Source organism: Nocardioides cavernae (genome assembly GCF_016907475.1).
In the GTDB taxonomy this organism is placed as follows: domain Bacteria; phylum Actinomycetota; class Actinomycetes; order Propionibacteriales; family Nocardioidaceae; genus Nocardioides; species Nocardioides cavernae.
Genome location: NZ_JAFBCA010000001.1, coordinates 1,883,531 through 1,907,409, shown reverse-complemented (window position 1 = coordinate 1,907,409; position 23,879 = coordinate 1,883,531). Strand labels below are relative to the sequence as shown.

20 protein-coding genes are annotated in these 23,879 nt (G+C 69.9%); all 20 read right to left on the bottom strand.

The annotated features are described in order from the left end of the window. Nucleotides 1-25: 25 nt before the first annotated feature. The gene (locus tag JOD65_RS08805) at nt 26-952 is read right to left on the bottom strand and encodes an ROK family protein (RefSeq protein ID WP_307821038.1); all 927 of its coding nucleotides are present in this window, start codon (nt 950-952) and stop codon (nt 26-28) included. Further along, a complete protein-coding gene (locus tag JOD65_RS08800) occupies nt 949-2,397 on the bottom strand; it encodes a glycoside hydrolase family 3 protein (RefSeq protein ID WP_191196371.1) in 1,449 nt (482 codons plus the stop codon). Before JOD65_RS08800 ends, JOD65_RS08805 begins: the two co-directional genes overlap by 4 nt. Then, the gene (locus JOD65_RS08795; protein ID WP_191196370.1) at nt 2,394-3,233 is read right to left on the bottom strand and encodes a carbohydrate ABC transporter permease; all 840 of its coding nucleotides are present in this window, start codon (nt 3,231-3,233) and stop codon (nt 2,394-2,396) included. The genes JOD65_RS08800 and JOD65_RS08795 overlap by 4 nt, the downstream gene beginning before the upstream one ends. Continuing rightward, nucleotides 3,230-4,192 carry a carbohydrate ABC transporter permease gene (locus JOD65_RS08790; RefSeq protein WP_191196369.1) on the bottom strand — a complete coding sequence of 321 codons (963 nt, stop codon included), beginning with the start codon at nt 4,190-4,192 and terminating at the stop codon, nt 3,230-3,232. Before JOD65_RS08790 ends, JOD65_RS08795 begins: the two co-directional genes overlap by 4 nt. Nucleotides 4,193-4,286: 94 nt before the next feature. Next, the gene (locus JOD65_RS08785) at nt 4,287-5,579 is read right to left on the bottom strand and encodes an extracellular solute-binding protein (RefSeq protein WP_204811048.1); all 1,293 of its coding nucleotides are present in this window, start codon (nt 5,577-5,579) and stop codon (nt 4,287-4,289) included. 56 nt (nt 5,580-5,635) lie between these two features. Next, nucleotides 5,636-6,769: an ROK family transcriptional regulator gene (locus JOD65_RS08780; RefSeq protein WP_191196368.1), complete on the bottom strand. Its 1,134-nt coding sequence runs from the start codon at nt 6,767-6,769 to the stop codon at nt 5,636-5,638. Between the two features lie 154 nt (nt 6,770-6,923). Then, nucleotides 6,924-7,787 (bottom strand): amidohydrolase family protein, encoded by an 864-nt coding sequence (locus tag JOD65_RS08775; RefSeq protein ID WP_224747947.1) that lies wholly within the window; start codon nt 7,785-7,787, stop codon nt 6,924-6,926. Between the two features lie 10 nt (nt 7,788-7,797). After that, on the bottom strand, nt 7,798-8,277 hold the full coding sequence (smpB, locus tag JOD65_RS08770; protein WP_191196367.1) for an SsrA-binding protein SmpB: 480 nt from the start codon (nt 8,275-8,277) through the stop codon (nt 7,798-7,800). Between the two features lie 56 nt (nt 8,278-8,333). Continuing rightward, nucleotides 8,334-9,551: a M23 family metallopeptidase gene (locus tag JOD65_RS08765; RefSeq protein WP_191196366.1), complete on the bottom strand. Its 1,218-nt coding sequence runs from the start codon at nt 9,549-9,551 to the stop codon at nt 8,334-8,336. Nucleotides 9,552-9,695: 144 nt separating this feature from the next. Next, nucleotides 9,696-10,604 carry a permease-like cell division protein FtsX gene (ftsX, locus tag JOD65_RS08760; RefSeq protein WP_191196365.1) on the bottom strand — a complete coding sequence of 303 codons (909 nt, stop codon included), beginning with the start codon at nt 10,602-10,604 and terminating at the stop codon, nt 9,696-9,698. A gap of 58 nt (nt 10,605-10,662) precedes the next feature. Next, the gene (gene ftsE, locus JOD65_RS08755; protein WP_191196364.1) at nt 10,663-11,352 is read right to left on the bottom strand and encodes a cell division ATP-binding protein FtsE; all 690 of its coding nucleotides are present in this window, start codon (nt 11,350-11,352) and stop codon (nt 10,663-10,665) included. 48 nt (nt 11,353-11,400) lie between these two features. Then, nucleotides 11,401-12,516 carry a peptide chain release factor 2 gene (gene prfB, locus JOD65_RS08750; RefSeq protein WP_191196363.1) on the bottom strand — a complete coding sequence of 372 codons (1,116 nt, stop codon included), beginning with the start codon at nt 12,514-12,516 and terminating at the stop codon, nt 11,401-11,403. A 118-nt stretch (nt 12,517-12,634) separates the two neighbouring features. Continuing rightward, complete coding sequence (locus tag JOD65_RS08745) at nt 12,635-13,417, bottom strand: hypothetical protein (protein ID WP_191196362.1); 783 nt, start codon at nt 13,415-13,417, stop codon at nt 12,635-12,637. A 60-nt stretch (nt 13,418-13,477) separates the two neighbouring features. Further along, nucleotides 13,478-15,253: a malto-oligosyltrehalose trehalohydrolase gene (gene treZ / locus JOD65_RS08740; protein WP_191196361.1), complete on the bottom strand. Its 1,776-nt coding sequence runs from the start codon at nt 15,251-15,253 to the stop codon at nt 13,478-13,480. 1 nt (nt 15,254) lies between these two features. Further along, nucleotides 15,255-17,561, bottom strand: a complete 2,307-nt coding sequence (gene treY / locus JOD65_RS08735; RefSeq protein WP_191196360.1) for a malto-oligosyltrehalose synthase — start codon at nt 17,559-17,561, stop codon at nt 15,255-15,257. Next, complete coding sequence (gene glgX, locus JOD65_RS08730; RefSeq protein WP_191196359.1) at nt 17,558-19,738, bottom strand: glycogen debranching protein GlgX; 2,181 nt, start codon at nt 19,736-19,738, stop codon at nt 17,558-17,560. Before glgX ends, treY begins: the two co-directional genes overlap by 4 nt. 108 nt (nt 19,739-19,846) lie before the next feature. Further along, entirely contained in the window at nt 19,847-20,248 is a 402-nt protein-coding gene (locus JOD65_RS08725; RefSeq protein WP_191196358.1) for a hypothetical protein, read from the bottom strand. Then, nucleotides 20,241-20,684, bottom strand: a complete 444-nt coding sequence (locus tag JOD65_RS08720; protein WP_191196357.1) for a Tad domain-containing protein — start codon at nt 20,682-20,684, stop codon at nt 20,241-20,243. Before JOD65_RS08720 ends, JOD65_RS08725 begins: the two co-directional genes overlap by 8 nt. Then, a complete protein-coding gene (locus JOD65_RS08715; RefSeq protein ID WP_191196356.1) occupies nt 20,681-20,929 on the bottom strand; it encodes a hypothetical protein in 249 nt (82 codons plus the stop codon). Before JOD65_RS08715 ends, JOD65_RS08720 begins: the two co-directional genes overlap by 4 nt. A gap of 50 nt (nt 20,930-20,979) precedes the next feature. Further along, nucleotides 20,980-23,484: a hypothetical protein gene (locus JOD65_RS08710; RefSeq protein WP_191196355.1), complete on the bottom strand. Its 2,505-nt coding sequence runs from the start codon at nt 23,482-23,484 to the stop codon at nt 20,980-20,982. Nucleotides 23,485-23,879: the final 395 nt, after the last annotated feature.

The window sequence follows — 23,879 nt, the reverse complement described above, 5'->3', positions numbered from 1 at the left end:
ACCTAGCCCGCGCCGCCTATCGGGCTCAGCGAGCGGCCACCAACGCGGCTCCGACGGCGGCGACCGGGTAGTGCAGCGGCACCATGCTGAGCCGGTCGGCGAGGCCGAGCGAGGCGAGGAAGGGTGACCCCTCCCCCAACGAGCGCAGCTGCCGGACCACCTGCTCGCGCAGCGGTTCGCCGACCTCGGCCACCCCGCCGCCCAGCACGATGCGCTCGGGGTCGATCGTGAGGCCGAGGGCGCGGACCGCGCTCGCCACGCCCCAGCAGAAGCGGTCGCGCACGGCGATGGCTGCGGGGTCTCCCGCGGCGGCGGCCGCGAAGAGTGCCGCGGCGGGCGGTCCGTCGGGGGTGGGCCAGGCCCGCGCGAGGGCCCGTCCCGACGCGATCGTCTCCAGGCATCCGGTCTGGCCGCAGCCGCACGCCTGGCCCGCGGGGTCGACCGGCAGGTGGCCGATCTCGCCGGCCGCCCCGTGCTCGCCGCGACGCAGCCGACCGTCGACGACGAGCCCGGCCGCGAGTCCCGTGCCGACGCTGAGGTAGACCACGTCGTCGGCCTCGACCAGTGCGCAGGCAGCGAGGGCGGCGGCGTTCACGTCGTTCTCCACGACCACCGGCACGCCGAGGCGCTCAACCAGCAGGTCGCGCAGCGGCAGGTCGTCGCCGTTGACGTCGAGGTTGACCGCGTGGCGCAGCATCCCGCGCTCGCTGTCGACCAGCCCGGGCACACCGACCCCGACGCGCCAGTCCACGCTCCCGCCGATCTCCCGCGCGAGGGCCTGGAAGACCCGCTCCGCGGTCGCGACCACGCCGTCGGCGCCGGGTCGGGTCGACTCCCTGACCTGGGCGAGGATCGTGCCGTCCTCGCCGAGCACGACGCCGTGCGTCTTGGTGCCTCCGATGTCCAGGCCGACGCTCCGCGTGCCCGACAGCGCGGCATTCACCGCGTTCACCGCGTCCACCCGGCCCCGCGCAGCAGCTGCGTCACCGCGGCGACGCCCGGTGCGGACGAGCCTCGCGTGCTGATGGTCGTGAGGCCGACGTCGCGGGTCGACGGCCAGCCCCACTCGACGACGACGGCGGGCCGTCCTGCCTCGGCGAGCGCGCGCAGGAAGCTCAGCACCTCGGGGCGTCGGCCGGCATCGCGCACCTGCACGACAAGAGGTACGTCGTGGGGGACCACGTCCGGCAGGCCGTCCGCAAGCGACCCCGGGTCGAGGCGGTGGTCCGGCGGGAGGCCCCACGCCACGTCGCCGACCGCGATGTTGGCCACGGTGTCGACGCTGACGACGACGGCGCCGGCGAGGTCGGGCAGCTCGCCGTCGACCCGCGTCGCGGAGGCGGCCGCGCCGGCCTGTCGGGAGGCGTCGGGCAGCTCCGGGTGGGTCGCGGTCGCGGGCACACGCATGGCGGCGACACGACGGGCGGCGTCCGCGAGCCGGTCGTGCGTCAGGCGGCCGTCCGCGACGGCAGCGACGATCGCGTCGCGGACCTCCAGCACCAGCGTGGCCGGTTTGTCGGGGCCGAGGCAGAGGAGGTCGCACCCGGAGGCGAGGGCTTGGACGGCCGCGTCGGGGATGCCGAGCACGGCGGACGCCCCGGCCATGTCGAGCGCGTCGCTGACGACCACGCCGTCGAAGCCGAGCACCTCGCGCAGCATGCCGAGGACGAGCGGGCTCAGGGTCGCCGGACGGTCGGGATCGATCGCGGGTACGACGATGTGCGACGTCATCACGGCCGCGGTGCCCGCCTCGACCGCGGCGTCGAAGGGCACCAGCTCGCGGGTCGCGAGGGTGTCCGGGTCGATGTCGATGCGGGGCAGGTCGAGGTGGCTGTCGGTGGAGGTGTCGCCGTGGCCGGGGAAGTGCTTGGCGCACGCCGCGACACCGGTCGACTGGAGGCCGCGCGTCCAGGCCGCGACGTGGGCGGCGACCTGCTCGGGGTCCGGGCCGAAGCTGCGGGTGCCGATGACGGGGTTGTCGGGGTCGCTGTTGACGTCGGCGTCCGGGGCGAGGTCGAGGGTGATGCCCACCGACGCGAGCTCGTGGCCCACCCATCGACCGACGGCCTCGGTGAGCTCCAGGTCGGCGGCGCCGCCGAGGGCCGCGGCACCGAGCACGGGGCTCGGCTCGCGGGTGTGCAGCCGGCTGACGTCGCCACCCTCCTCGTCCACCGCGACCACGGCGCCGGGGTTGGCGGCGCGGATCTCGGCGCTGAGGGCGGCGAGGGCGGCAGGACCGTCGGCGGTGTTGCTGCCGAAGTAGCAGACGCCGCCGAGACCCTGCTCGAGCAGCGCGCGGTAGTCGTCGGGCAATGTCGTGCCCGCGAAGCCGGGCAGGAGCACCCGCAGCGCCATGGTGCGTACGTCGTCCGTCGAGGACGTCTGCTCGGCGGTCATCCCTTGACCGCGCCCGCGGTGAGTCCACTGACCATCCGGCCCTGCACGACGAGGAAGAAGATGATGACGGGCACGGCGATGAGGGTGGAGCCGGCCATGATCCCGCCCCAGTCGGTGCCGCGGTTGACGTCGGTGAAGGTCGACAGCCACAGCGGCAGCGTCCGCTGGTCCTCACGCGTCATCACCACGAGCGCGAGGGTGAACTCGTTCCACGCCTGGATGAAGCCGAAGACGCCGGTCGCGACCAGGCCGGGGGCGAGCAGCGGCAGCGTGACGCGGAAGAACGCCTGCACGCGCGTGCACCCGTCCATCATCGCGGCCTCCTCCAGCTCGTACGGCACCCCCGCGACGAAGCCGCGCAGCGTCCAGATCGTGAAGGGCAGCACGCCGGCGACGTAGACCAGCGTGAGCCCGACGACGGTGTTGAGCAGGTCCATCGTCTCGAGCATCTTGTACTGGCTGATGAACAGCCCCTCCACCGGGATCATCTGGATCACCAGCAGGGTGATGATGAAGGACAGCCGACCACGGAACCGGAACCGGCTCACCGCCACGGCGGCGACGAACGCGAAGAGCAGCGCCACGGTGATCGTCAGTCCGGTGACCATGAGGCTGACCTGGAGCGCATCGAGGAACTGGTCGGTGCGGAAGACCGTGCGGTAGTTGTCGAGGTCACCACCGAAGGGCACCCAGGTCGGGGTCGGGCTGCGGATCTCGTTTCGCGCGAGGAACGAGCTGTTGACCATCCAGTAGACGGGGAAGGCCGAGACGAGGAACGCGAGGACACCGAGCGTGTTGGCGGTGACGCGCAGGGCTGGGCGGGTCGGCCGGCTCATCGTGCCTCCCCCTCCTGCCGGAGCATGGCGCGGACGTAGGGCGCGGTCAGCACGACCGTGAGGGCGAGCATGAAGATCGCGACGGCCGCCGACATGCCGAACTCGCCACCGCCGATGCCGAGCCGGTAGATGTAGGTGCCGAGCAGGTTCGTGTCGCGGGCGCTGCCGCCCGCCTTCTGGAGGATGTAGATCTGCGAGAAGACGCGCAGGTCCCAGATGATCTGCAGCAGGCCCACGACGAGCAGCACCGGGCGGATGGTGGGCAGCACGACGTGGCGGAAGCGAGAGACCGGACCGGCGCCGTCGATCTCGGAGGCCTCGACCAGCTCCTCGGGCAGCTGCGTGAGCGCGGCGTAGACCGTGAACGCGACGAACGGCACGCTCATCCACACGACGATCACGGTCGCGACGAAGAAGAAGGACAGCGGCCGCAGGAGCCACCCGTGGCCCTCGTAGTCGAGACCGAGCCCCGTGAGGACGTAGTTCACGACGCCGTACTGCGTGTCGAAGAGCCACTGCCACACCGTGAGCGAGGCGACCACCGGCATCGCCCACGCGAGCAGCAACCCGGTCTGCACGAGGAGACGTACGCCGCGCGACATGTGCCGCATCAGCAGCGCGAGGCCGACGCCGATCGCCATCGTGAGCGCCGCGTTGACGAGGCAGAAGGCGATGGAGCGGAGGGTGACCGTCCACAGGTAGCCGTCGGCGACGAGCGTGCGGTAGTTGTTGGCGCCCACCCACTCCGGAGGCCGGCCGAACTGCTGGGCGAGGCCGTAGTCCTGCAGGGACAGGACGACCTGGCGCACGAGCGGATAGCCGAGCGCCACCGCCAGCGCCAGCACGGCCGGGACCAGGAGTGCGTACGGCAGGAGGGTGGCGCGGCTGCGACGGGGGGCCACGCCGGTCGCGGTCTCCTCGGAGGTGTCACGGGTCGTGTCACTGAGCGTGCTGCTCATCGCCTCCTCCTCTCCTGTGCCGGTGTGATTGTCGCGCGGGCGCGCCCCGGTGGGGGCAGCGGCTGGCGCCGCCCCCACCGGTGGTCGTCGAGCCTCAGCCGTTGAGCTGGCTGTTCATCTGCTCGTCGGTCTTCGCTGCGAGCTCCTCCACGTCGCCGCCCTGGGCGATGGCGCTGAAGAGGTCCTCCAGGGCCCGTGAGCCCTCGACCGTGGCCCAGCCCGGCGCGGCCGGCGTGAGCTTGGCGTTCGACGCCGCGGCCACGGTGGCCTCGGCGTACTCGTCGTCACCGAGCAGCGAGGCGAGCGACGTGCGGGCAGGCGTGAGGCCGGCCTCGGCCATCAGCGTCTGGTAGTCCTCGCTGAGCATGAGCTCGACCGCCTCCTGGGCGAGGTCCTGGTTGGCCGACTTGGCCGCGATGGCGATGTCGGAGCCGCCGAGCAGCACGGGCGCGGGCTCGCCGTCCGGGCCGGGCAGCGCGAAGACGCCGACCTGCTTGGCGTGGCCGTCGGGGCAGCCGGTCTCGGGGTCCTCGAGGAGCCCCTTCACCCAGCCGGGCGTCGACATCATGCCGACCTCGCCTGCGCAGAACGGCGTCCACGGGTCGGCCTCGTTGCCGTCCTTGGGCGCCCCCGACGACTCGGTGAAGAGCTGCTGGGCCATCTCCAGGCCCGCCACGGACTCGGGCGACGACAGCGAACCGGTCCACTCGCCACCGTCATCCACGGCGAGGTCGCCGCCGGCGGACCACACGAAGGCCGCGCCGTTGCGCCAGTCCTGCCCGGGGAACCAGAAGCCGGAGAAGTTGGCCGGCTTGGGGTTGTCCTTCTTCAGCGTGGCGGCCGCCTGGACGAACTCCTCGAGCGTCGTGGGGACCTCGAGGCCGGACTTCTCGAAGAGGTCCTTGCGGTAGAAGATGTACTTCGAGCCGGCGTAGTACGGCACGGCGTACGTCTCGCCGTCGACCGTCGCACCCTCGACGAACCCGGGCAGCAGGTCGTCGCCGCCGAGGTCGTCGAGCTCGTCGGTGAGCGGTGAGAACGCACCCGCCGAGGTGAACGTCGGCGCCTGGGTGTTGCCGATCTCCACCACGTCGGGGGTCTCGGACTCGCTGGAGAGCGCGGTGGTGAGCTTCTCGACGAGGCCGTCCCACTCCTGCTGCTCGATGGTCAGCGTGGACCCCGGGTTGTCCTCCTCGAAGGTCTTCTTCAACCAGTCGCGGGCCTCCTGCGGAGTGTCCGTGCCGTTGAGCCAGACGCGGATGTCGGCCGACTCGGCGCCGCCGTCGTCGTCGGTGGACGAGCCGTCGTCATCGCTGCCGCACGCGGCGAGCGTCGTCAGCGCGAGTGCGGCGACCGCCACCCCGGTCAAGGACTTCTTGATGCGCACCACAGTGTTCCTTCCATCGATCTTCCAGTGGGTTCCCAAGTAGGGGTGCAAGGGGCTCACGAGACGCCCAGCTCCCCGGCGAGCACGAGCACGGCCGCTCCCACGACCACGACGTCCTCGCCGAGCTTGGAGGTGCGGACGGCCAGCCCTGTCGAGCTGATCGGCATGGTCCGCTCGCGGATGGTCCGGTCCGCCGCGTCGAGCAGCGGTCCGTCGAGCAGCTCCGCGGGGCCGCTCAGCACGATCTCGTGGAGGTTGAGCGCGGCGACGACCGGCGCCAGCACCTCGCCCAGCCGGGTGCCGACCTCGGCGAGCACGGCGGGGCCGTCCACTCCGGGCTCACCGACCCGACGCCGCAGCCGTGGCGCCGCGAGCAACGTCTCGAGGCAGCCCGTGCGCGAGCAGGCGCACCGCTCACCCTCGGGGTCGACCACGACGTGGCCGATCTCGCCCGCTGCGCCGAGGTGGCCGTGGAGCAGCGACCCGCCGAGGACGAGGCCCGCGCCGACACCGGTGCCGACCCGCAGGACCATCAGCCCGCCGTCGCCGGACTCACCGAAGGTGTGCTCGCCGAGGACGGCGGTGTTGGCGTCGTTGGCGACGAACACCGGCACGTCGAGCGTCTCGGCGAGCCGGGCGGCGAGCGGGACATCGGTCCACGCGAGGTTGGGTGCGTCGACGACGGTGCCGTTCGCGTCGACGACGCCGGGGCTGCCGACGCCGACGCCCAGGACCGGGCGGTCCGTCATCGTCATGAGCTGGGAGGCGAGGGCCAGGACGAGCTCGACCGCCCGCTCCCCCTCCGCGCCGTCGAGGTGCACCTCGTGCCGCGCCCGGACGGTGCCGGCGAGGTTGACGACCGCGCCGGACATGCGGTCGGTCTCGGAGAGGTCCAGGCCGATGATGTGGTGGGAGTCGGGGGCGAGGCCGACCAGCGTCGGCGGCTTGCCGACCCGCGACTCGGCGGGCGCGCCCAGCTCGGCCAGGAAGCCCTCGGCGAGCATCTCCCCCACCAGGTCGGACACCGTGACCCGGGTCAGGCCGCTCGAACGCGCCAGGTCGGCGCGGCTCGCCGGGCCCTCCCGGAACAGCTGCTGGAGCAGCAGCGAGCGGTGGTGGCGGCGGGCGTCCTCCTGGAGCAGCTTGCCCCGGGGACGGAGCGGGCGGCCGACCGGTGTGTGCGGTGTCACATTAGTTAGTTCAGCGCACTTACATATCCCTCGTCAAGAGTCCTCGCGACGAGTCGGCGACTGGTCCAGTCCAGGAGCGGTGGCCCAGCCACAATCCGACGGCCGGAGATGTGGGTGGCGCACCGCTGGGCGGCGCAAGGTCCGGGTACGAGCCTCAGCCGAGGAGGGCGGCCGAGCTGTCCCAGCACACGGCGCGCAGCCACTCCTCCCCCAGTCCCAACCGGGTCAGCGCCTCGAGCTGGACGACGTAGGGGTAGGGGATGTTGGGGAAGTCGCTGCCGAGGTGGACCTTCCCGGCCAACCCGAGGTCGCGCAGCCGGGGCAGCAGGTCGGGCGGGTAGGCGCCGCCCATCTCCTCGAAGAACGGCGTGAAGGCCATCGTGGTGTCGAGCGCGACCCGCTCGTGGGACTCAGCCAGCGTCAGGAACTCGGCGTACTCCGGCGCTCCGGCGTGCGCGATCACCAGCCGCAGCCCCGGGTGGCGCGCCAGCAGCTCCCCCACCGGCCCGGGACCGGTGTGCTCGGTCGGCACGGGGCCGCTGCCGGCGTGCAGCACCACCGGCGTCCCGGCGTCGGCGACGACGCCCCACGCCTCGTCGAGCAGCGGGTCGGTGACGTCGAACGCCCCGACCTGCACGTGCACCTTCCAGACCTCGACCGTGAGGGTGCGGGTGGCGACGTACGCCGACACGCCTGGCTCGGGGAAGAACGTGCCGCACACCGCGGCCTCGGGCACCCGCTCCACGAACCCGGCCGCCCAGTCGTTGAGGAACTCGGCCATGCCGGGCTTGTGGGCGTAGGGCAGCGCGGTGAAGCGGCGTACGCCGTAGGAGCGGAGCACCTCGACGAGCGCGTCGTCCTCGTCGCGGTAGTGCAGCGGCCACGGCCGACCGATCAGCGGCCCGGCGGCGTCGAACTGCGCCCGGACCTTGGCCATCACCCGCGGCGGCAGGAAGTGGGTGTGCAGGTCGATCAGGCCCGGCAGGCCGAGGGCCTCGGCGAAGTCGACGGGAGTCAAGCCCGCGCCCTCAGTCCCGGTGGCCCTTGAGCCGCCGCTGGACAGCCTCGACCTTCTCCCGGTTGGCGGTGCGCTCGGCGAGGGTGTGGCGCTTGTCGTAGGACTTCTTGCCCTTGGCGAGGGCGATCTCGACCTTTGCGCGGCCGTCCTTGAAGTAGAGCGCGAGCGGCACGATCGTGTAGCCCTTGTCGGTGATCTTGCGCTCGATCTTGTCGATCTCGGACCGGTTGAGCAGCAGCTTGCGGCGGCGGCGGGCGGAGTGGTTGGTCCAGGTGCCCTGGCTGTACTCCGGGATGTGCACGCCCAGCAGCCACGCCTCGCCGTTGTCGATCTCGGCGAAGCCGTCGACGAGCGACGCGCGCCCCTGACGCAGCGACTTCACCTCGGTCCCCATGAGGACGAGCCCGGCCTCCCAGGTGTCCTCGATGTGGTAGTCGTGGCGGGCCTTCTTGTTCTGCGCGACCATCTTCTGGCCCTGCTCCTTCGCCATGGGTCCATTGTCCCAGAGCGTGTCCAATCAGATGTTCGGCGACGCGAGCGTGGCGATCACAGCCAGTTCATCGGGTCCACTGCCTGGCCGTTGGCCATGACGGTGAAGTGCAGGTGGCACCCGGTCGACCACCCGGTGCTGCCCTCGAAGCCGATGACCTGGCCCTCCTGGACCGTGTCGCCGACGCCGACGTTGTAGCCGCTGGCGTGGTTGTAGATCGTGGCGATGCCCTTGCCGCCGAGCACCCCGTGGTCGATCACCAGCCGGTTGCCGTAGACGCCGCTGAAGTACGACGACACGACCTTGCCGGGCGCCGCGGCGCGCAGCGGGGTGCCGCAGCCGCCGCCGAAGTCCACGCCGTCGTGCAGGCCCCAGTAGTGATAGATCGGGTGGGTCCGGTAGCCGAACGGCGAGGTGACGTAGCCCTCGACCGGGTAGGCGAGCAGGCCCGGGCTCGGGGTGGACGCCTGAGACCGGGCGTTGGCACGCGCCTCCGCGCGCTGTCGGCGCAGGGCTGCGAGGGCGCGCCTGCGCAGCATCTCCTCGATCTGCTGCTGCTCCTTCTCGAGCTTGCGCAGCTTGGAGAGGTCCTTCGAGCGTGCCTCGCTGGCCCCCGCACGTGCGTCGCGGCGCTCGATCACGAGCGAGACGACGGAGTCCTTGGCCTCCTGCTCCTCGGCCTCGAGGGACTGCATCAGCACGAGGTGCTCGGCGGCGGCCTCGCGCTTGACGGCCACGGCGTCGCGGGCCTCGGCGACCTGGTCCTCGCGCACCTCGAGGAGCACCTCCGAGGCCTTGAGCTCGTCGTACTCGCGCGCCTCCTGGCCGATGACGACGTCACGGACGCCGTCGCGGCGGGTGAGCTCCTCGGTGGACTCGGCGTCGAGGAGGGAGGAGAACGCGATCAGCTCGGGGTCGCCCTCGGTGTACATGTCGGTGACGGTGCGGGCGACCTTCTCGCGCTGGGCGTCGCGGTCGACCTGGCCCTGCGCGAGGGCGGCCTCGGCGGCGGCGAGCTCGGCCTCGGCCGCGACCAGCTCGGCCTGCATCTGCTCGTCGCGCTCGGTGGCGACCTCCACCTTGCCGCGTGCCGTGGCGAGCCGGGTCTTGGCGACACCGAGCTGCTCCTGCGCGGCGTCGAGGCGGGCCGCTGCCTTGCGCAGCTGGGCACTGGACTCGTCGAGGTCCTGGTGGGCGCCCTTGAGCTCACGCTCGACCTTGTTCTTCTTGTCCTTGAGGTCGTCGGCATGAGCAGCGGACACACCCAGCGCCATGACTGCAACGAGAGCTGCAGCCACAGGGCGATGAGCGGCACGGGGGAAGGTACGCACCGGGGAAGCCTTTGCGTCGGGGAAGCGGGGAAGGGTGTCCTACCGACGCCAGGCCGGGCGGGACGCCTAGACGCTAACCTCCGGCGATCAGACTTTGAGGTATTTGCGCGTCAACACGAGTGTCGGGAGCAATGTCAGCAGCGGACCGAGGATCGCGACGGCCCCGGCGGCCAGCCAGAACTCGTTCCAGCCGATCCATGGCACGAACCTCAGGTTCTGCTGGAGGTCGCCGATCGCGAAGCGCAGGAACGCCGCCAGCGCCCCCACTGCGAGGGCGACGCTGATCAGTGCGGTGACCAGCGCCTCGAGGAGGAACGGCAGCGCGATGTAGAGCGTGGAGGCGCCCACCAGCCGCATGATGCCGATCTCCTTGCGGCGCGCGAAGGCGGCGAGGCGGATCGTGTTGGCGACCAGCAGCAGGGCCGCCAGGACCAGCAGGGCCGCCGTGCCCAGGGCGTACGTCCGCATCTTGGTGATGGTCGCGAGGATCGGTCCGACCTGTTCGCGCAGGTCCCGCACACGCGAGACGCCGTCCAGGCCCTGGACCGCGCTGCTGATGCCCTCGTACTGCTCCGGGTCCTCGAGCGTGATCCAGATCGTCTGCGGCATGTCCTCGGCGGTCAGCGCGGGGTTGTCGCCGGAGAACAGCTCCTCGCCGTAGAGCTCCTTCGCCTTCTCGAGCGCCACCTCGCCGGACTCGAAGCGATAGCTCGCCACCTCCGGGTTGGCGTCGACCACGGCCTCGATCTCCGTCTTCTGCGCCTCGGTCACCGGGTTGGGGCAGACCGGGTTGGAGTCGTTGAGCCGGCACAGGTAGACCGTGATCTGGAGCTGGTTGCCGAAGTGCTCGGCCGCCCGGGTCGCCTGCTGCTGGAACAGCAGGCCGATGCCCACCAGCGTCAGCGAGACGACCAGGGTGAGGATCACCGCCAGGTGCATCGTCAGGTTGCGTCGCAGGCCCTGGCCGAGCTCGGAGTAGACGTAGCGCAGCTGCATGGAGTGGGGGTCTCGATTCGTTCGGGGAGGCGGATCGGGTCGGGGCCGGGGCCCGGCGTCAGTTCTGGTGGCCGTAGACGCCCTGCGCCTGGTCGCGCACGACGTGCCCGTTGTCGAGCTCGATGACGCGCTTGCGCATCTGGTCGACGATGCCGGCGTCGTGGGTGGCCATCACGACCGTGGTGCCGGTGCGGTTGATCCGGTCGAGGAGCTTCATGATCCCGACCGAGGTCGTGGGGTCGAGGTTTCCGGTGGGCTCGTCGGCGATGAGGATCATCGGCCGGTTGACGAACGCGCGAGCGACGGCGACGCGCTGCTGCTCGCCGCCGGAGAGCTCGTCGGGCATCCGGTCGCCCTTGCCGCTCAGGCCCACCAGCTCGAGGGTCTCGGGGACGACGTCCTTGATCTCCTTGCGGGACTTGCCGATCACCTGGAGCGCGAAGGCGACGTTCTCGGTCACGGTCTTGTTGGGCAGGAGTCGGAAGTCCTGGAACACCGTGCCGATGTCGCGGCGCAGCCGCGGCACCTTCCAGCTGGCGAGCCGGTTGATCTCCTTGCCGGCCACGTAGACCCGACCGGTGGTCGGGCGGTACTCACGGAGCACCAGGCGCAGGAAGGTCGACTTGCCCGACCCCGAGGAGCCCACGAGGAAGACGAACTCCCCCTTCTCGACATCGACCGACACGTTGTCGAGCGCGGGGTGGGGGTGGCCGGGATAGCTCTTGGTCACCTTCTCGAAGCGAATCACGGCGTCGAGGCTACGTGAGGGGTGGAGGCGATCGGCGAATCCGGGGCCTCAGGCGTCGACCTTCTCCGCTCCCCGGCGCCAGCGGATGCCGGCCTCCATGAAGTCGTCGAGGTCGCCGTCGAACACGGCGCTCGGGTTGCCGGACTCGTGACCGGTCCGCAGGTCCTTGACGATCTGGTAGGGGTTGAGGACGTAGTTGCGCATCTGGTCACCCCAGCTGGCGGCGACGTCGCCCTTGAGGTCCTTCTTGAGCGCCGCCTCCTCGGCCTTCTTCTTGGCGAGGAGCTTGGCCTTGAGGACGACCATCGCGGAGGCCTTGTTCTGCAGCTGCGACTTCTCGTTCTGGCAGGAGACGACGATGCCGGTCGGGATGTGCGTCAGCCGGACCGCGGAGTCGGTGGTGTTGACCGACTGGCCGCCGGGACCACCCGAGCGGAAGACGTCGGTGCGGATGTCGTTCTCGTCGACCTCGACCTCGTCGGTCTGCTCGAGCACGGGCACGACCTCGACGGCCGCGAAGGAGGTCTGGCGGCGACCCTGGTTGTCGAACGGGCTGATCCGGACCAGGCGGTGGGTGCCGGCCTCGACGGAGAGGGTGCCGTAGGCGTAGGGCGCGTGGATCGCGAACTCGGCGGACTTGATGCCCGCCTCCTCGGCGTAGGACACGTCGTACACCTCGACGCCGTACTTGTGCTGCTCGGCCCAGCGTGTGTACATCCGCATGAGCATCTCGGCGAAGTCGGCGGCGTCCACGCCACCGGCGCCCGAGCGGATCGTCACGATCGCCTCGCGCTCGTCGTACTCGCCTGCCAGCAGGGTGCGGATCTCGAGCGACTCGACGGACTTCTTGATGCGACCGAGCTCGGCCTCGGAGTCGGCGAGCGTGTCGGCGTCGCCCTCCTCCTGGGCCATCTCGACCATGAGGGCGAGGTCCTCGATGCGGGACTCGAGGCTCTCGAAGCGGTCGAGCTCGCCCTGCAGCGCGGAGAGGCGACCGGTGATGCGGGTCGCGCTCCCGACGTCGTCCCACAGGTCGGGCGCCGCCACCTGCTCACTCAGGTCGGCGATCTCCCCGCGCATCCGGTCGAGGTTGAGGACCTGACCGACGGTCTTCATGGTCGCCCGGAGCTGCTTGATCTCTACGTCGAAGTCGATGCCTGCCACAAGGAGCAACAGTACGGCTCACGCGGGAAGGGTGTCGAAAGGAGCGGGACGAGCAGCAGCGGCGAGCACTCCCGGCCTGTGATTCCGGTCGTGCCCGCCGCTGCGGATCGGGTGCGCGTCAGCGCGTGCAGAGCACCTCGGGCGTCGCGACGGCGGCGATGGCGGCCGGGGTCGCGGAGGTGGCCAGGTCGACCTTGAGGCGGAAGACGTCCGAGACGTCGAGGACCTCGTCGACGACGACCGTGCCGACGGACAGCGAGTGGTTGGCCAGGACGGCACCGTCGGCGCTGACGGTCACGGCGCCGCTCGAGCCGGTGGCGGAGCTGTCGGTGAGGGCGTACGTCGCCCGCAGGTCGGTGCACTTGCGACCGAGGGTGTACTCCACCGACGACGGCGTCCCGGAGGTCGTGGTCGCCAGGCTCTGGCCGAAGTACTCGGCGCCGATGAGGACGCCGGCGGGCTCGACGTTCACGCGCGGGCCGCTGGGCCGGTAGACCAGCTTCTCCCACTTGTAGACCTCGACGGCCAGGGCCTTGCTGTAGCCCTTCTTGAGGCCCTTCGAGGCGGGCTTGAGGACGCGGTACTCGCGCGGGCCCTGGGTCGAGGGCTTGTCCTTGAGGACGTAGGTGCCGTTGCTCTTGATCTTGGCGTTGCCCGTGGACTTCCACGTCTTCTTGTTGCCCACCCGCTGCTGCAGGACGACCTTCTCGCCGGCGGCCTTGGGCGTCACGCGGCCCTTGACCTTGACGGTGTCCTCCTTGGCGACGGCGACCTCGAGGTTGGCCTTGGCGGTGATCTTGTAGGCCTGGGCCTTCGCAGGCGCGGCCTGCGTCGGCGCGGTGAGCGCCAGCGAGCCGGCGGCGAGGGCCACGGTGGCGGCCAGTGCGGTCAAGCGGTTCATGGTTCTATCCCCGTCGTGTGGGCCCGGGAACGGGCCGTTCAACGAGGGAGACGCCGCCAGTCAGGAGAAAGTTGTGACGGGTCCGAGAAGGGTTCCGGCGTGCGCCGGCACCGACAGCACCCCGGCGCGTACGTCGACCCCGGCCGGGGTCGCGAAGAGCACCTCGCGCTCCCCCACCTCGGTCGCCGTGGCCGTGTCGCCGGCGTTGACGACGACGAGCAGGTCGCCGCGGCGCATGGTGAACAGCCGGTCCTCGACGGTGCACGAGACCGAGCCGAAGGACGGGTCGGTCAGCTGCGGCAGGTCCCGGCGCAGCCGCCCGAGTCGCCGGTAGCACTCCAGCACCACCGCGTGGCGACCCCCGGACGGCTCGTCCCAGTCCAGCTTCGAGCGGCGGAACGTCTCGGGGTCCTGGGGGTCGGGGACCTCGTCCGGGTCCCAGCCCATCAGCTCGAACTCGGTGATGCGACCCGCCGCGGTGGCCTTGCCCAGCTCGGGCTCCGGGTGCGAGGTGAAGAACTGGAACGGGGTCGACGCGGCCCACTCCTCGCCCATGAACAGCATCGGGGTGAACGGCCCGGCCAGGGTCAGCAGCGCGGCGCAGGCGAGCTGGTCGTCGTCGAGGTGCTCGGCGAGCCGGTCGCCGCGGGCGCGGTTGCCGATCTGGTCATGGTTCTGGTTGGCCACCACGAGCCGCCACGTCGGCATCTTCTCGGTGTCGACGGGCACGCCGTGGTCACGGTCGCGGAACGACGAGAACGTCCCGTCGTGGAAGAACCCCTTCTCACACACCTTCGCCAGCGCCTCGAGCGGCTCGAAGTCGGCGTAGTAGCCGGCCGTCTCGCCGCTGAGCGCGACGTGCACGGCGTGGTGGAAGTCGTCGCTCCACTGCGCGTCGAGGCCGTAGCCGCCGGCCTCGCGTGGGCGTACGAGGAGCGTGTCGTTGAGATCGGACTCGGCGATCAGGGTGAGCGGGCGACGCAGGTGGGCCGAGAGCGCGGCGGTCTCGACCGCCATCTCCTCGAGGAGGTGGAGATCGGAGGCGTCGCTCAGGGCGTGCACGGCGTCGAGCCGCAGGGCGTCGACGTGGTAGTCCTCGAACCACATCCGCACGTTGTCGAGGATGTAGCGCCGGACCTCGGCCGAGCCCTCGCCGTCGAGGTTGACCAGGTCGCCCCAGGTGTTGCGCCCGTCCTTGAGGTAGGGGCCGAAGAGCGAGAGGTAGTTGCCCGACGGGCCGAGGTGGTTGTGGACCACGTCCTGCACCACGCCGAGGCCGGCGGCATGGCAGGCGTCGACGAAGCGGCGGTAGGCGTCCGGGCCGCCGTACTGCTCGTGGACGGCGAACCAGCCGACGCCGTCGTAGCCCCAGTTGTGGGTGCCGTTGAAGGCGTTGACCGGCATCATCTCGACGAGGTCGACGCCGAGGTCGACGAGGTGGTCGAGCCGCTCGACGGCGGAGTCGAGGGTGCCGGCCGGGGTGAAGGTGCCGATGTGCAGCTCGTAGATCACCGACCCGGCGAGCTGGCGGCCGGTCCAGGCGGCGTCGCCCCACTCGTACGTCGTCCGGTCCCGCCGCGACAGCCCGTGCACGCCGCCGGGCTGCCGGCGCGAGCGCGGGTCGGGGCGCGGGTCGGGGTCGTCGTCGACGAGGTAGCCGTAGTCCACGTAGAGGTGGTCGACAGCACCGGGCAGCGGCTCGGCGGGGGTCCACCAGCCGGCCTCGTCCCGCTGCATCTCCAGCACCGAGCCGCCCGCGTTGTCGCCGCAGAGCAGGCGCACCCGCTGCGGGCGCGGCGCCCAGACGTCGAAGGGTCCCCGAGAGGGCGTGGTCACGTCAGTCCTTCCGCACCAGCAGGGCGACGGGGTGGACGGCGAGCAGGGTGGCGAGCCGGCCGTCGGTGTCGAGGCCGGTGAGCACGTCGTGCCACCGACCCTCGGGCAGGTCGAGGGCGGTGTCGCCCCAGCCGCCGGTCGCGGCGAGTCCCACGGGGAGGCGAGTGGCGACGGCGATCGCACCCCCGCGGTCGAAGGCGACCGCGTGCGCCGCGGCGGACCCGGAGGCGGTGACCGGCGTGTAGCCGGTGAACAGCTCCGGCCGCTCGCGCCGCAGGGTCAGGGCGGTGCAGGTGACGTGCAGCTTGGTCGCCGCGTCGTCCTCGGCGGTGCCGGCGAGCACCGCAGCCCGGTGGTCGAAGTCGACGGGGCGGCGGTTGTCGGGGTCGACGAGGGAGGTCTCCCAGAGCTCGCTGCCCTGGTAGACGTCAGGCACGCCCGGCATCGTGATCGCGAGCAGCTTGGCCGCGAGCGAGTTGGCCTGCGCGGGCTCGTCGATGCGCGCGGCGAGGTCGACCAGCACGGTGCGGACGTCGTCGGAGTCGAAGACCGCGTCGACCGCGGCGTGCACCTGCGACTCGTACGCCTCGTCGGGCTCGGTCCACGTCGTCCGGTCGCCGGCCTCCCGCATCGCCTTCTCGGCGTAACCGTGCAGCCGCTCGCGGAGGTCGGGCAGGTGGTCGGGCGTCCAGGCGCCGAGCACGGCCTGCCACAGCAGCGAGCCGAAGCCCTCGTCGGGGACGGGTGCGAGGCGGAGCAGCTCGTCGAGCGCCCGCTCCCAGTGGCCGGGCTCCTCGGCGAGCACCGTGATGCGGGCGCGGACGTCCTCACCGCGCTTGGTGTCGTGCGTGGAGAGGGTGACCATCGCCTCGGGCCAGTCGCGCTGACGCGCGGCCATCGCCTCGTGCCAGTCGTCGACGCCGATCGCGAAGATGGACGGGTCGCCGCCGACCTCGTTGAGCGACGTCAGCCGCGACCAGCGGTAGAACGAGCAGTCCTCGACGCCCTTGGCCATCACCATGCCGGAGGTCTGCTGGAAGCGCCGGGCCGGCTGGCCCCACTCGTCGTGCAGCACCGGCTCGAGAACGTCGTACGTCGCGGCGAGGTCGGGACGGCTCTTCCGGGCCGCGGCGAAGGCCTGGTCGAGGTGGTCACGTCCCTCGGGGAGGTAGGAGCGGTAGACCGGGAAGCAGGCGAGGAGCTCGCCGATCGCGTCGGCGACCGAGGCCTCGTCGGCCTCCTCCTCCCGCGTCTCGAGCACCTTCTCGACCTCGCGGGTGATCCGCAGGACCTCGGAGTGCAGGATCCCGTCGGCGACGGCGCGCTTGTTCTCCCGCACCATCCGGTGCCAGTCGACGGGCTCGCCGCGGAGCCGGTCCTCCAGCGCGGTCAGCGGCGCCTCACCGGCGGGGTCGGTGAGCACGCGGTCGATCAGTGCGAGGGCGTCGTACCCGGTCGTCCCCGAGGTCGCCCAGTCGGCGAGCAGCACCTCCCCCGGCTCGAGGATCTTCTCGACGAGCACGTAGGCGCCGCCGGTGAGGGCGGCGAGGTCGTCGAGGTAGCGCTTCGGGTCGCGCAGGCCGTCGGGGTGGTCGACCCGCAGGCCGTCGACGAGGCCCTCGTCGAACCACCGCTTGATCTCGGCGTGGGTCTCGGCGAAGACCTCGGGGTCCTCGACGCGGACGGCGGCGAGGGTGTTGACCGCGAAGAACCGGCGGTAGTTGAGGTCGTCGTCGGCCGCGCGCCAGTTGACCAGCTCGTAGTGCTGCTCCTCGAGCGTGGTCGTGCCGGGCGCGAGCGGGAAGCGCTGGTCGTGGTAGCGGACCTCGCCCTTCTCGATGCGGATGGAGTCCTCGTCGTCGTCCCCGATCACCGGGATGACGATGCGGCCGTCGCCGGCCGCCCAGTCGACGTCGAAGGCGTTCGCGTGCTCCGACTCGCGGCCGAGCTTCAGCACGTCCCACCACCACGGGTCCTCCGACGGCGTGGCGACGCCGACGTGGTTGGGCACGATGTCCACGAGCACGCCCATGCCCAGGCGCTTGGCCTCGGCCGACACGGCGGCCAGGCCCTCCGCGCCACCGCGCTCCTCGTCGACGTGGTCGAAGGCGACGACGTCGTAGCCGTGGGTGCTGCCGGGCTCCGACGCCAGCAGCGGCGAGAGGTAGACCCAGTCCACGCCGAGGTCGTGGAGGTACGGCAGCACCCGCGCCGCGTCGTACAGCGTGAAGTCCTGGCTGACCTGCAGCCGGTAGGTGCTGTGCGGCGTACGACGCTCGCGCCCGCCGGCTCGCTCTGCGTCGGTCACGGGGCGTCCGTACCCGAGCGAGCGGCAAGTGATGCCGCCACCGAGTGGTCCGGGCTGACCTCGGGCTCGGAGTGCTCGCGGAGCACGACGAGGCTGTGCGTGCCGAGGTCGAACGTCCCCCCGGCCTCGAACGTCGGGCCGGCGTCGGCGTTGCCGCCGGTGTCGATCACGACGTCCCACGCCGCGGCGTACTCCTCCGCGGGAAGCGTCACCGTCGCCGGGCCGTCGGCGTTGAAGTAGAGCAGGAAGTGGTCGTCGGTGATGGTCGCTCCGCGGGCGTCCTTGCCGGCGATGCCGTTGCCGTTGAGGTACATCCCGATCGCCTTGCCGCCGCCCCAGCCGTCGTCCTCCATCGGCTCGCCGTCGAGGTCGAGCCAGACGATGTCGTTGAGGCGCTCGCCATCGCCGGTGCGCACGGTGTTGCCGGTGAAGAACCGCTTGCGGTGGAAGGTCGGGTGGTCGGCACGCAGCTTGGCCACCGCCGCGGTGAACTCGATGAGCGGCTTGTCGGCGTCGTCCCAGTGCACCCAGCTGATCTCGCTGTCCTGGGCGTAGGTGTTGTTGTTGCCGTCCTGGGTGCGGCTCAGCTCGTCACCGTGCAGCAGCATCGGCACGCCCTGGCTGAGCAGCAGCGTGGCGATGAAGTTGCGCTGCTCGCGGGCGCGCGCCTCGAGGATCTCGGGGTCGTCGGTCGGGCCCTCGACGCCGTGGTTCCACGAGCGGTTGTGGCTCTCGCCGTCGTTGTTGTCCTCGCCGTTGGCGTCGTTGTGCTTCTCGTTGTAGGAGACGAGGTCGCGCAGCGTGAAGCCGTCGTGGGCGGTGACGAAGTTGATGCTGGCGAAGGGCCGACGGCCGGAGTGCTCGTAGAGGTCGGAGGAGCCGGAGAGCCGGGAGGCGAACTCGCCCAGGGACGGCTCGCCGCGCCAGAAGTCGCGGACCGTGTCGCGGTAGGCGCCGTTCCACTCGGTCCACTGGGGCGGGAAACCGCCGACCTGGTAGCCGCCGGGGCCGATGTCCCACGGCTCGGCGATCAGCTTGACCTGGCTGACGACCGGGTCCTGCTGCACCATCTCGAAGAAGGTGGAGAGCTTGTCCACGTCGTAGAACTCGCGCGCCAGGGTGGCGGCGAGGTCGAAGCGGAAGCCGTCGACGTGCATCTCGGTGACCCAGTAGCGCAGCGAATCCATGATCAGCTGCACCGAGTGCGGGTGGCGCACGTTGAGGGTGTTGCCGGTGCCGGTGTAGTCCATGTAGTAGCGCTGGTCGTCCTCGACCAGGCGGTAGTAGGCCGCGTTGTCGATGCCCTTGAAGCTCAGCGTCGGGCCGAGGTGGTTGCCCTCGGCGGTGTGGTTGTAGACCACGTCGAGGATGACCTCGATGCCGGCGGCGTGCATCGCCTTGACCATCGCCTTGAACTCCTGGACCTGCTGGCCCTGGGTGCTCGCGGCGTAGTCGGCGTGCGGGGCGAGGAAGGCGAGGGTGTTGTAGCCCCAGTAGTTGCGCAGGCCCTGGTCGAGCAGGGTCGAGTCCTGCACGAACTGGTGCACCGGCATGAGCTCGATCGCCGTGACGCCGAGCTTCTTGAGGTGGGCGGTGACCGAGGGGTGCGCCAGCCCGGCGTACGTCCCGCGCTGCTCCTCCGGCACGTCGGGGTGCAGCTGGGTCAGGCCCTTGACGTGTGCCTCGTAGATGAAGGACTCGTTGTAGGGGATGGAGAGGCGGCGGTCGCCCTCCCAGTCGAAGAACGGGTTGATGACCACGCCGTGGGTCATGTGCGCCGCGGAGTCGTCGTCGTTGCGCGAGTCCTCGTCGCCGAAGTTGTAGGCGAACAGCGACTGGTCCCAGTCGATGTCGCCGGCCGTGGCCTTGGCGTAGGGGTCGAGGAGCAGCTTGTTGGGGTTGCAGCGCTGGCCCTGGGTGGGGTCCCACGGGCCGTGGACGCGGTAGCCGTAGCGCTGGCCGGGCTGCACGGTCGGGATGTAGCAGTGCCAGACGTAGGCGTCGACCTCGGTGACCTCGATGCGGGTCTCGGTGAAGGAGCCGGCGTTGTCCGGGTCGGGGACGAACAGGCACAGCTCGACGCGCTCGGCGACCTCGCTGAACAGGGCGAAGTTGGTGCCGGTGCCGTCGAACGTCGCACCCAGGGGGTAGGCCGTGCCGGGCCAGGTCTCGGTCATGCCTTGAAACTACCGGCGACCTGCCGCAAGTCTTGCCACGGACCATCTGATGGGGTGGGCGGCGTGACGACCGTTACGCGGGGTCGTCATCGGGGAACGACGGCCTGCTCAGGGCGAGCCGGGACTCCGCCGCGACTGGACGATCCACGCGCGGGTGGCCCCGGCGGTCACGAAGGCGATCCCACCGAGCATGAACCACCTCATCCCCGACCCCGACAGCGTCTGGGCCACGATCAGCCCGACGCCCGTGAGCCCGACGACCGCCGATCGCGCGGCCGAGGCCGACGGCTTGCGTCGTCCACGGCGTCGGCGTACGGGGAGCCGCTGCTCGACCGCGACCGCGACCAGTCCGGCGACACCGCCACCGACCACCGCCGCTCCCAGCAGCAGCGGGCGGAAGCCCGAGTCGTCCACCGCGACGAGAACGACGTAGAGCACCACCACCATCCCCGCGATCCCGAACAGCCGCCACGCGGAGACCTCGGGCACCTCCTCGTCGACCTCAGCCACCGGGCACCACCGTCACGGCTGCGGTGCTGCTCGAGCCGACCGTCGGGCTGCTCGGCGAGCCGGGGACGGTGAGCGGCAGGTCGAGCGGCGCGCTCAACCGGACCGTGACGGAGCGACCGACCGGGTCGACGCGTACGCCGACGTCGATGCCGGGGTACCTGGAGCCGGCGTCGGCGCGGGCGAGGTAGTCGCGGACTGCGGCCTCGACCGCGGCCTCCTGCTGGGTGAGGCGCTCGCCGTCGAGGCCCTGCTCGTAGATGCCGGCGGACCCGAGGTCGGCGCCGTAGAGCGCGGCGCCGTCGGCGAGGTTGTCGAGGCCCTGCCGCTGGAGGTAGGCGGCCGACGCGTCGATCACGACCACGATGGCCATCAGCAGGATGCTCGCGAAGCCGATGATCAGCAGCGTGACCTGGCCCTGCTCGTCGCGGTGCCTCATCGCTCGGGATCCCCTCCGTCGTCGGACCCGCTCTCGACGTACTGCCCGATCGGGACCGTGTGGGTCGCGTCGAGCGAGAAGACCGCGGCGCCCTTGCCGAGGATCGCCGGGAAGAACGGCAGGTCCACCCCGGAGTCGACGCGGACGGTGATGACCGACGTGCCGACGTGGCAGTTGCCCGCGGGGGCGTCGCACGTGACGGTCACCCGGGCGCGCTGGCTGGGGGTGCCCTGGTCGGCCAGCACCTGACGCCGGGTGAATCCGGCATGACGCCTCCAAGCTCCCAACAAGTCCACTAGTTGTCTTGCACCAGGGCCGTGGGCGGCAGCGCGGGGGGTAACACGGCGTGGTCCAGAACCGGTTCCCTCCAACTGAGCTTCCGTTTATGAGCTCCTTCTAGCATCTTCCTGTCCAGAAGTGCAGCGTTGCCTTCGGAGGCGGGGTCCGCCGACGAACTTGGGTTGGGGCAAACGTCGCGGTATCCCCGCGGTCGCACCGTGGCTTCGACCCTCCGCACGACCCAGGGATCGGTACGCGCCGCCACGTTGCCGCGCATCCGTTGCGCAACCTGTAACGGAATCCAGAGGACAACGCCGCACGCCGCCATGAACACGAGGAGATCCAGCCAGTACGGCCACGAGGGCGGATGCAAGAAGACCCACACAAAAAGTCCGACGAGAGGTGTCTGCAGGACTAGGGCAACGGCGGCCCTGCCCAAGACGAACTGCTGCTCGCGCCAGCGCTCCAGACAAACCAAGGGCTCAGCCGCTAGATCCGACAACAGCTCGGACGACTCCTTCTCTCTACTGTCAGCCCCCGCCGCCAAACTTGTGACGAAGAATGTGCTCAGCAAAAAGATCGCGAACAGCAACCATGGCGCCGGGTCGGCTGGCCACCAGGAGGCCGACCTGAGCCGATGAAGCACGATGGGCGAAAGCGGGAAGATCACCAACCCCGACACCACCATCGCGAACAGCATGGCTGGGTAGCCACCCGCATCGACCTGATCTCCCCTGTAAAAACGTCGGAGGTCACGAGACCCAACCCTCCGCCAACTTAGGTTGGTCAACGCGAAGGCCAAGAACAACGCGAATGCGCCAATCGCCGCGGCGAGAATCGCGTCGACATGAAGATTCGCATCCTTGGGCACAAGCAACGTTTCAACGGTGGCCGCCAGAACAGTTCCAACCCGTTCGGGGGTCACACGCTGCAACCAACTAGCGCACGCCGATAGCGCCGGCCAGTGATATGGGATGGCTATCGCGCCCGCTGCGAGCACTATCAAACGCGCACGGATCAGCCATAGACAGCGCCACGCGCGGCGACGGGCATAGGTTTGCACCTGCACCCGTAGTCCTGTTGTCAACGAGCGCAGTCCTGCTGACTCGAGTACCAACATTTCCATAACCAGAGGGGCAATAAAGCCGTCCGGGTTGGAGCGGTAGCCGCTGTGATCGCGGATCCACGATGCTTCGAACCACGTTTGATAAGACTGCAACCATTGCGGCTCCTCATCCAGGAGGGGCCCATTAGGCACGGGGTCGGACGAAGAGTAGAAGTCGATCCAGCGGATATTTCGCCTGAGCACCAGCTTCTTTAGACTGCGGCGTCTCCGTTCTTGTTCGTGACTTCGATCTTGGACGAGATTCCAAAATATCGTCAGAGATAGCAGGATGTAAAAAAATAGGTTGACAAGAAAGAGCCATTTACCGAAGCCGTAGCCCCCAGAACGGAACCAGAAGGAGAGAACGTAACTGAGGACCATTCCCCCGAGAGCGTACGCCAGCACCATCCAAGCCAGTCTGGCAGCAGGGCCCCGTGAGCGAAGATCTTCTAGTTCGGTCAATTTGCCCAGTCCCGAGCCTACGGTGACGAATAGTTGAACGTCGCAGCCGGCCGACTGCGTGAGCGCGCGGTGAGCAACTACGGCACCCTGGCTATGAGCTACGACAGCGACGCGATCACATCGTTTCGCCAGCCACGCGATGTCACGCTGTACGCGGCTCACCATGGCCTGGTACTCGCTGGGACTGGCTATGAGGACGTAACTGTCTCCTACCGACGAAGCCAAACGGGTGCTGAGCCGCTTGGCGAACTGACGTACGCGCGGAAGTGGCAGCGAACCGAGTGCTAGCAGGGCAACCAAAAGGATGAGGCACCCAATTAGTAGGAGGATGGAAAGGAAGTATCCGAACAAACCAATAGGAATGCGAAGGAGGAGGCGATGCTTCCACTTCCCGGGATTTTGAAGGGTCCGCGCCCACGATGCGGCCTCATGGCCAAGCACGATGAGGGGCGCGACCTTGAGGGCCCAGGTAAGCATGACGCCGGGCGGCGGAGGCACGAACTCTTCGGCCCACCAAGATTCAGCGAGGAGCCAATCGCTTCGATCGATTATCGTTTCCTCGGTGGTAGCGGCCCCCATCGCCCGTGGCCAAGCCACCGAGAGTTCGAGATGCGCTGGCTCGTTCGCCTCAGGCTGGCGGAGAACGGTCGACCCCATGCGAACGGGCACATCGCCATTGTCTAACGCGCTCTCAGCGGCCGCGGAACGTGCGACCGCAAACTCGTGATCCAGCAGTCGATCCTGCTCGGCATCCTTTTTTGGGAAACCTACTCGTTGAGCGCGATTGGAAAGCATCTCGCGCTGTCGCGCAACCAGATCGTCGGCGGTAAGCAGTCGCCGCAGGAACTCGTGAATAGGATCCGCCCAAGCCACCAGGGACTCGCCACGCTTCTGCTCGCCGATTCCGTGTACGAACAGGATGCCGAGTCGTTGCTCGCACGGTTCCCCCGACACGCTGCACCTCCCGCATACCCGCGGCACCCAGTCGAAAGAGCTGCACGGCCGCTGCGTTTCAAATCGCACGACAAATGCTCGACGACAACTCGCGTATGAACCGAATCTCGCAGGTCTATACCACTCGTTGGGTATCGAGTTGAGGGAGATGAACAGGAGCTAGGTCGACGAGAACACCCCCACACCACCGGCACCTCCACCACAACCCAAGCGATTCCTCAGGCGGTCGTGCCGGTACGCAGCACCTCGTCGCGCTGATGGAGGGCGACGTGTGCGGATCCGGGCAACGTGCCATCGATTGCCACCTCGCCGACCAGCTCGACGAACCGCGCGGGTGCAAGGCCAGCGGCAAGACAATCTGCGAGTGCTGCGCCGTCGACGTCGCGACGCGACGC

Coding starts and splice junctions, on each gene's coding strand:
- JOD65_RS08800 (WP_191196371.1), bottom strand. CDS start 2,397: ATGACCGCCGAGCAGACGTCCTCGACGGACGACGTACGCACCATGGCG.
- JOD65_RS08795 (WP_191196370.1), bottom strand. CDS start 3,233: ATGAGCCGGCCGACCCGCCCAGCCCTGCGCGTCACCGCCAACACGCTC.
- JOD65_RS08790 (WP_191196369.1), bottom strand. CDS start 4,192: ATGAGCAGCACGCTCAGTGACACGACCCGTGACACCTCCGAGGAGACC.
- smpB (WP_191196367.1), bottom strand. CDS start 8,277: ATGGCGAAGGAGCAGGGCCAGAAGATGGTCGCGCAGAACAAGAAGGCC.
- JOD65_RS08765 (WP_191196366.1), bottom strand. CDS start 9,551: ATGGCGCTGGGTGTGTCCGCTGCTCATGCCGACGACCTCAAGGACAAG.
- ftsX (WP_191196365.1), bottom strand. CDS start 10,604: ATGCAGCTGCGCTACGTCTACTCCGAGCTCGGCCAGGGCCTGCGACGC.
- JOD65_RS08745 (WP_191196362.1), bottom strand. CDS start 13,417: ATGAACCGCTTGACCGCACTGGCCGCCACCGTGGCCCTCGCCGCCGGC.
- glgX (WP_191196359.1), bottom strand. CDS start 19,738: ATGACCGAGACCTGGCCCGGCACGGCCTACCCCCTGGGTGCGACGTTC.
- JOD65_RS08720 (WP_191196357.1), bottom strand. CDS start 20,684: ATGAGGCACCGCGACGAGCAGGGCCAGGTCACGCTGCTGATCATCGGC.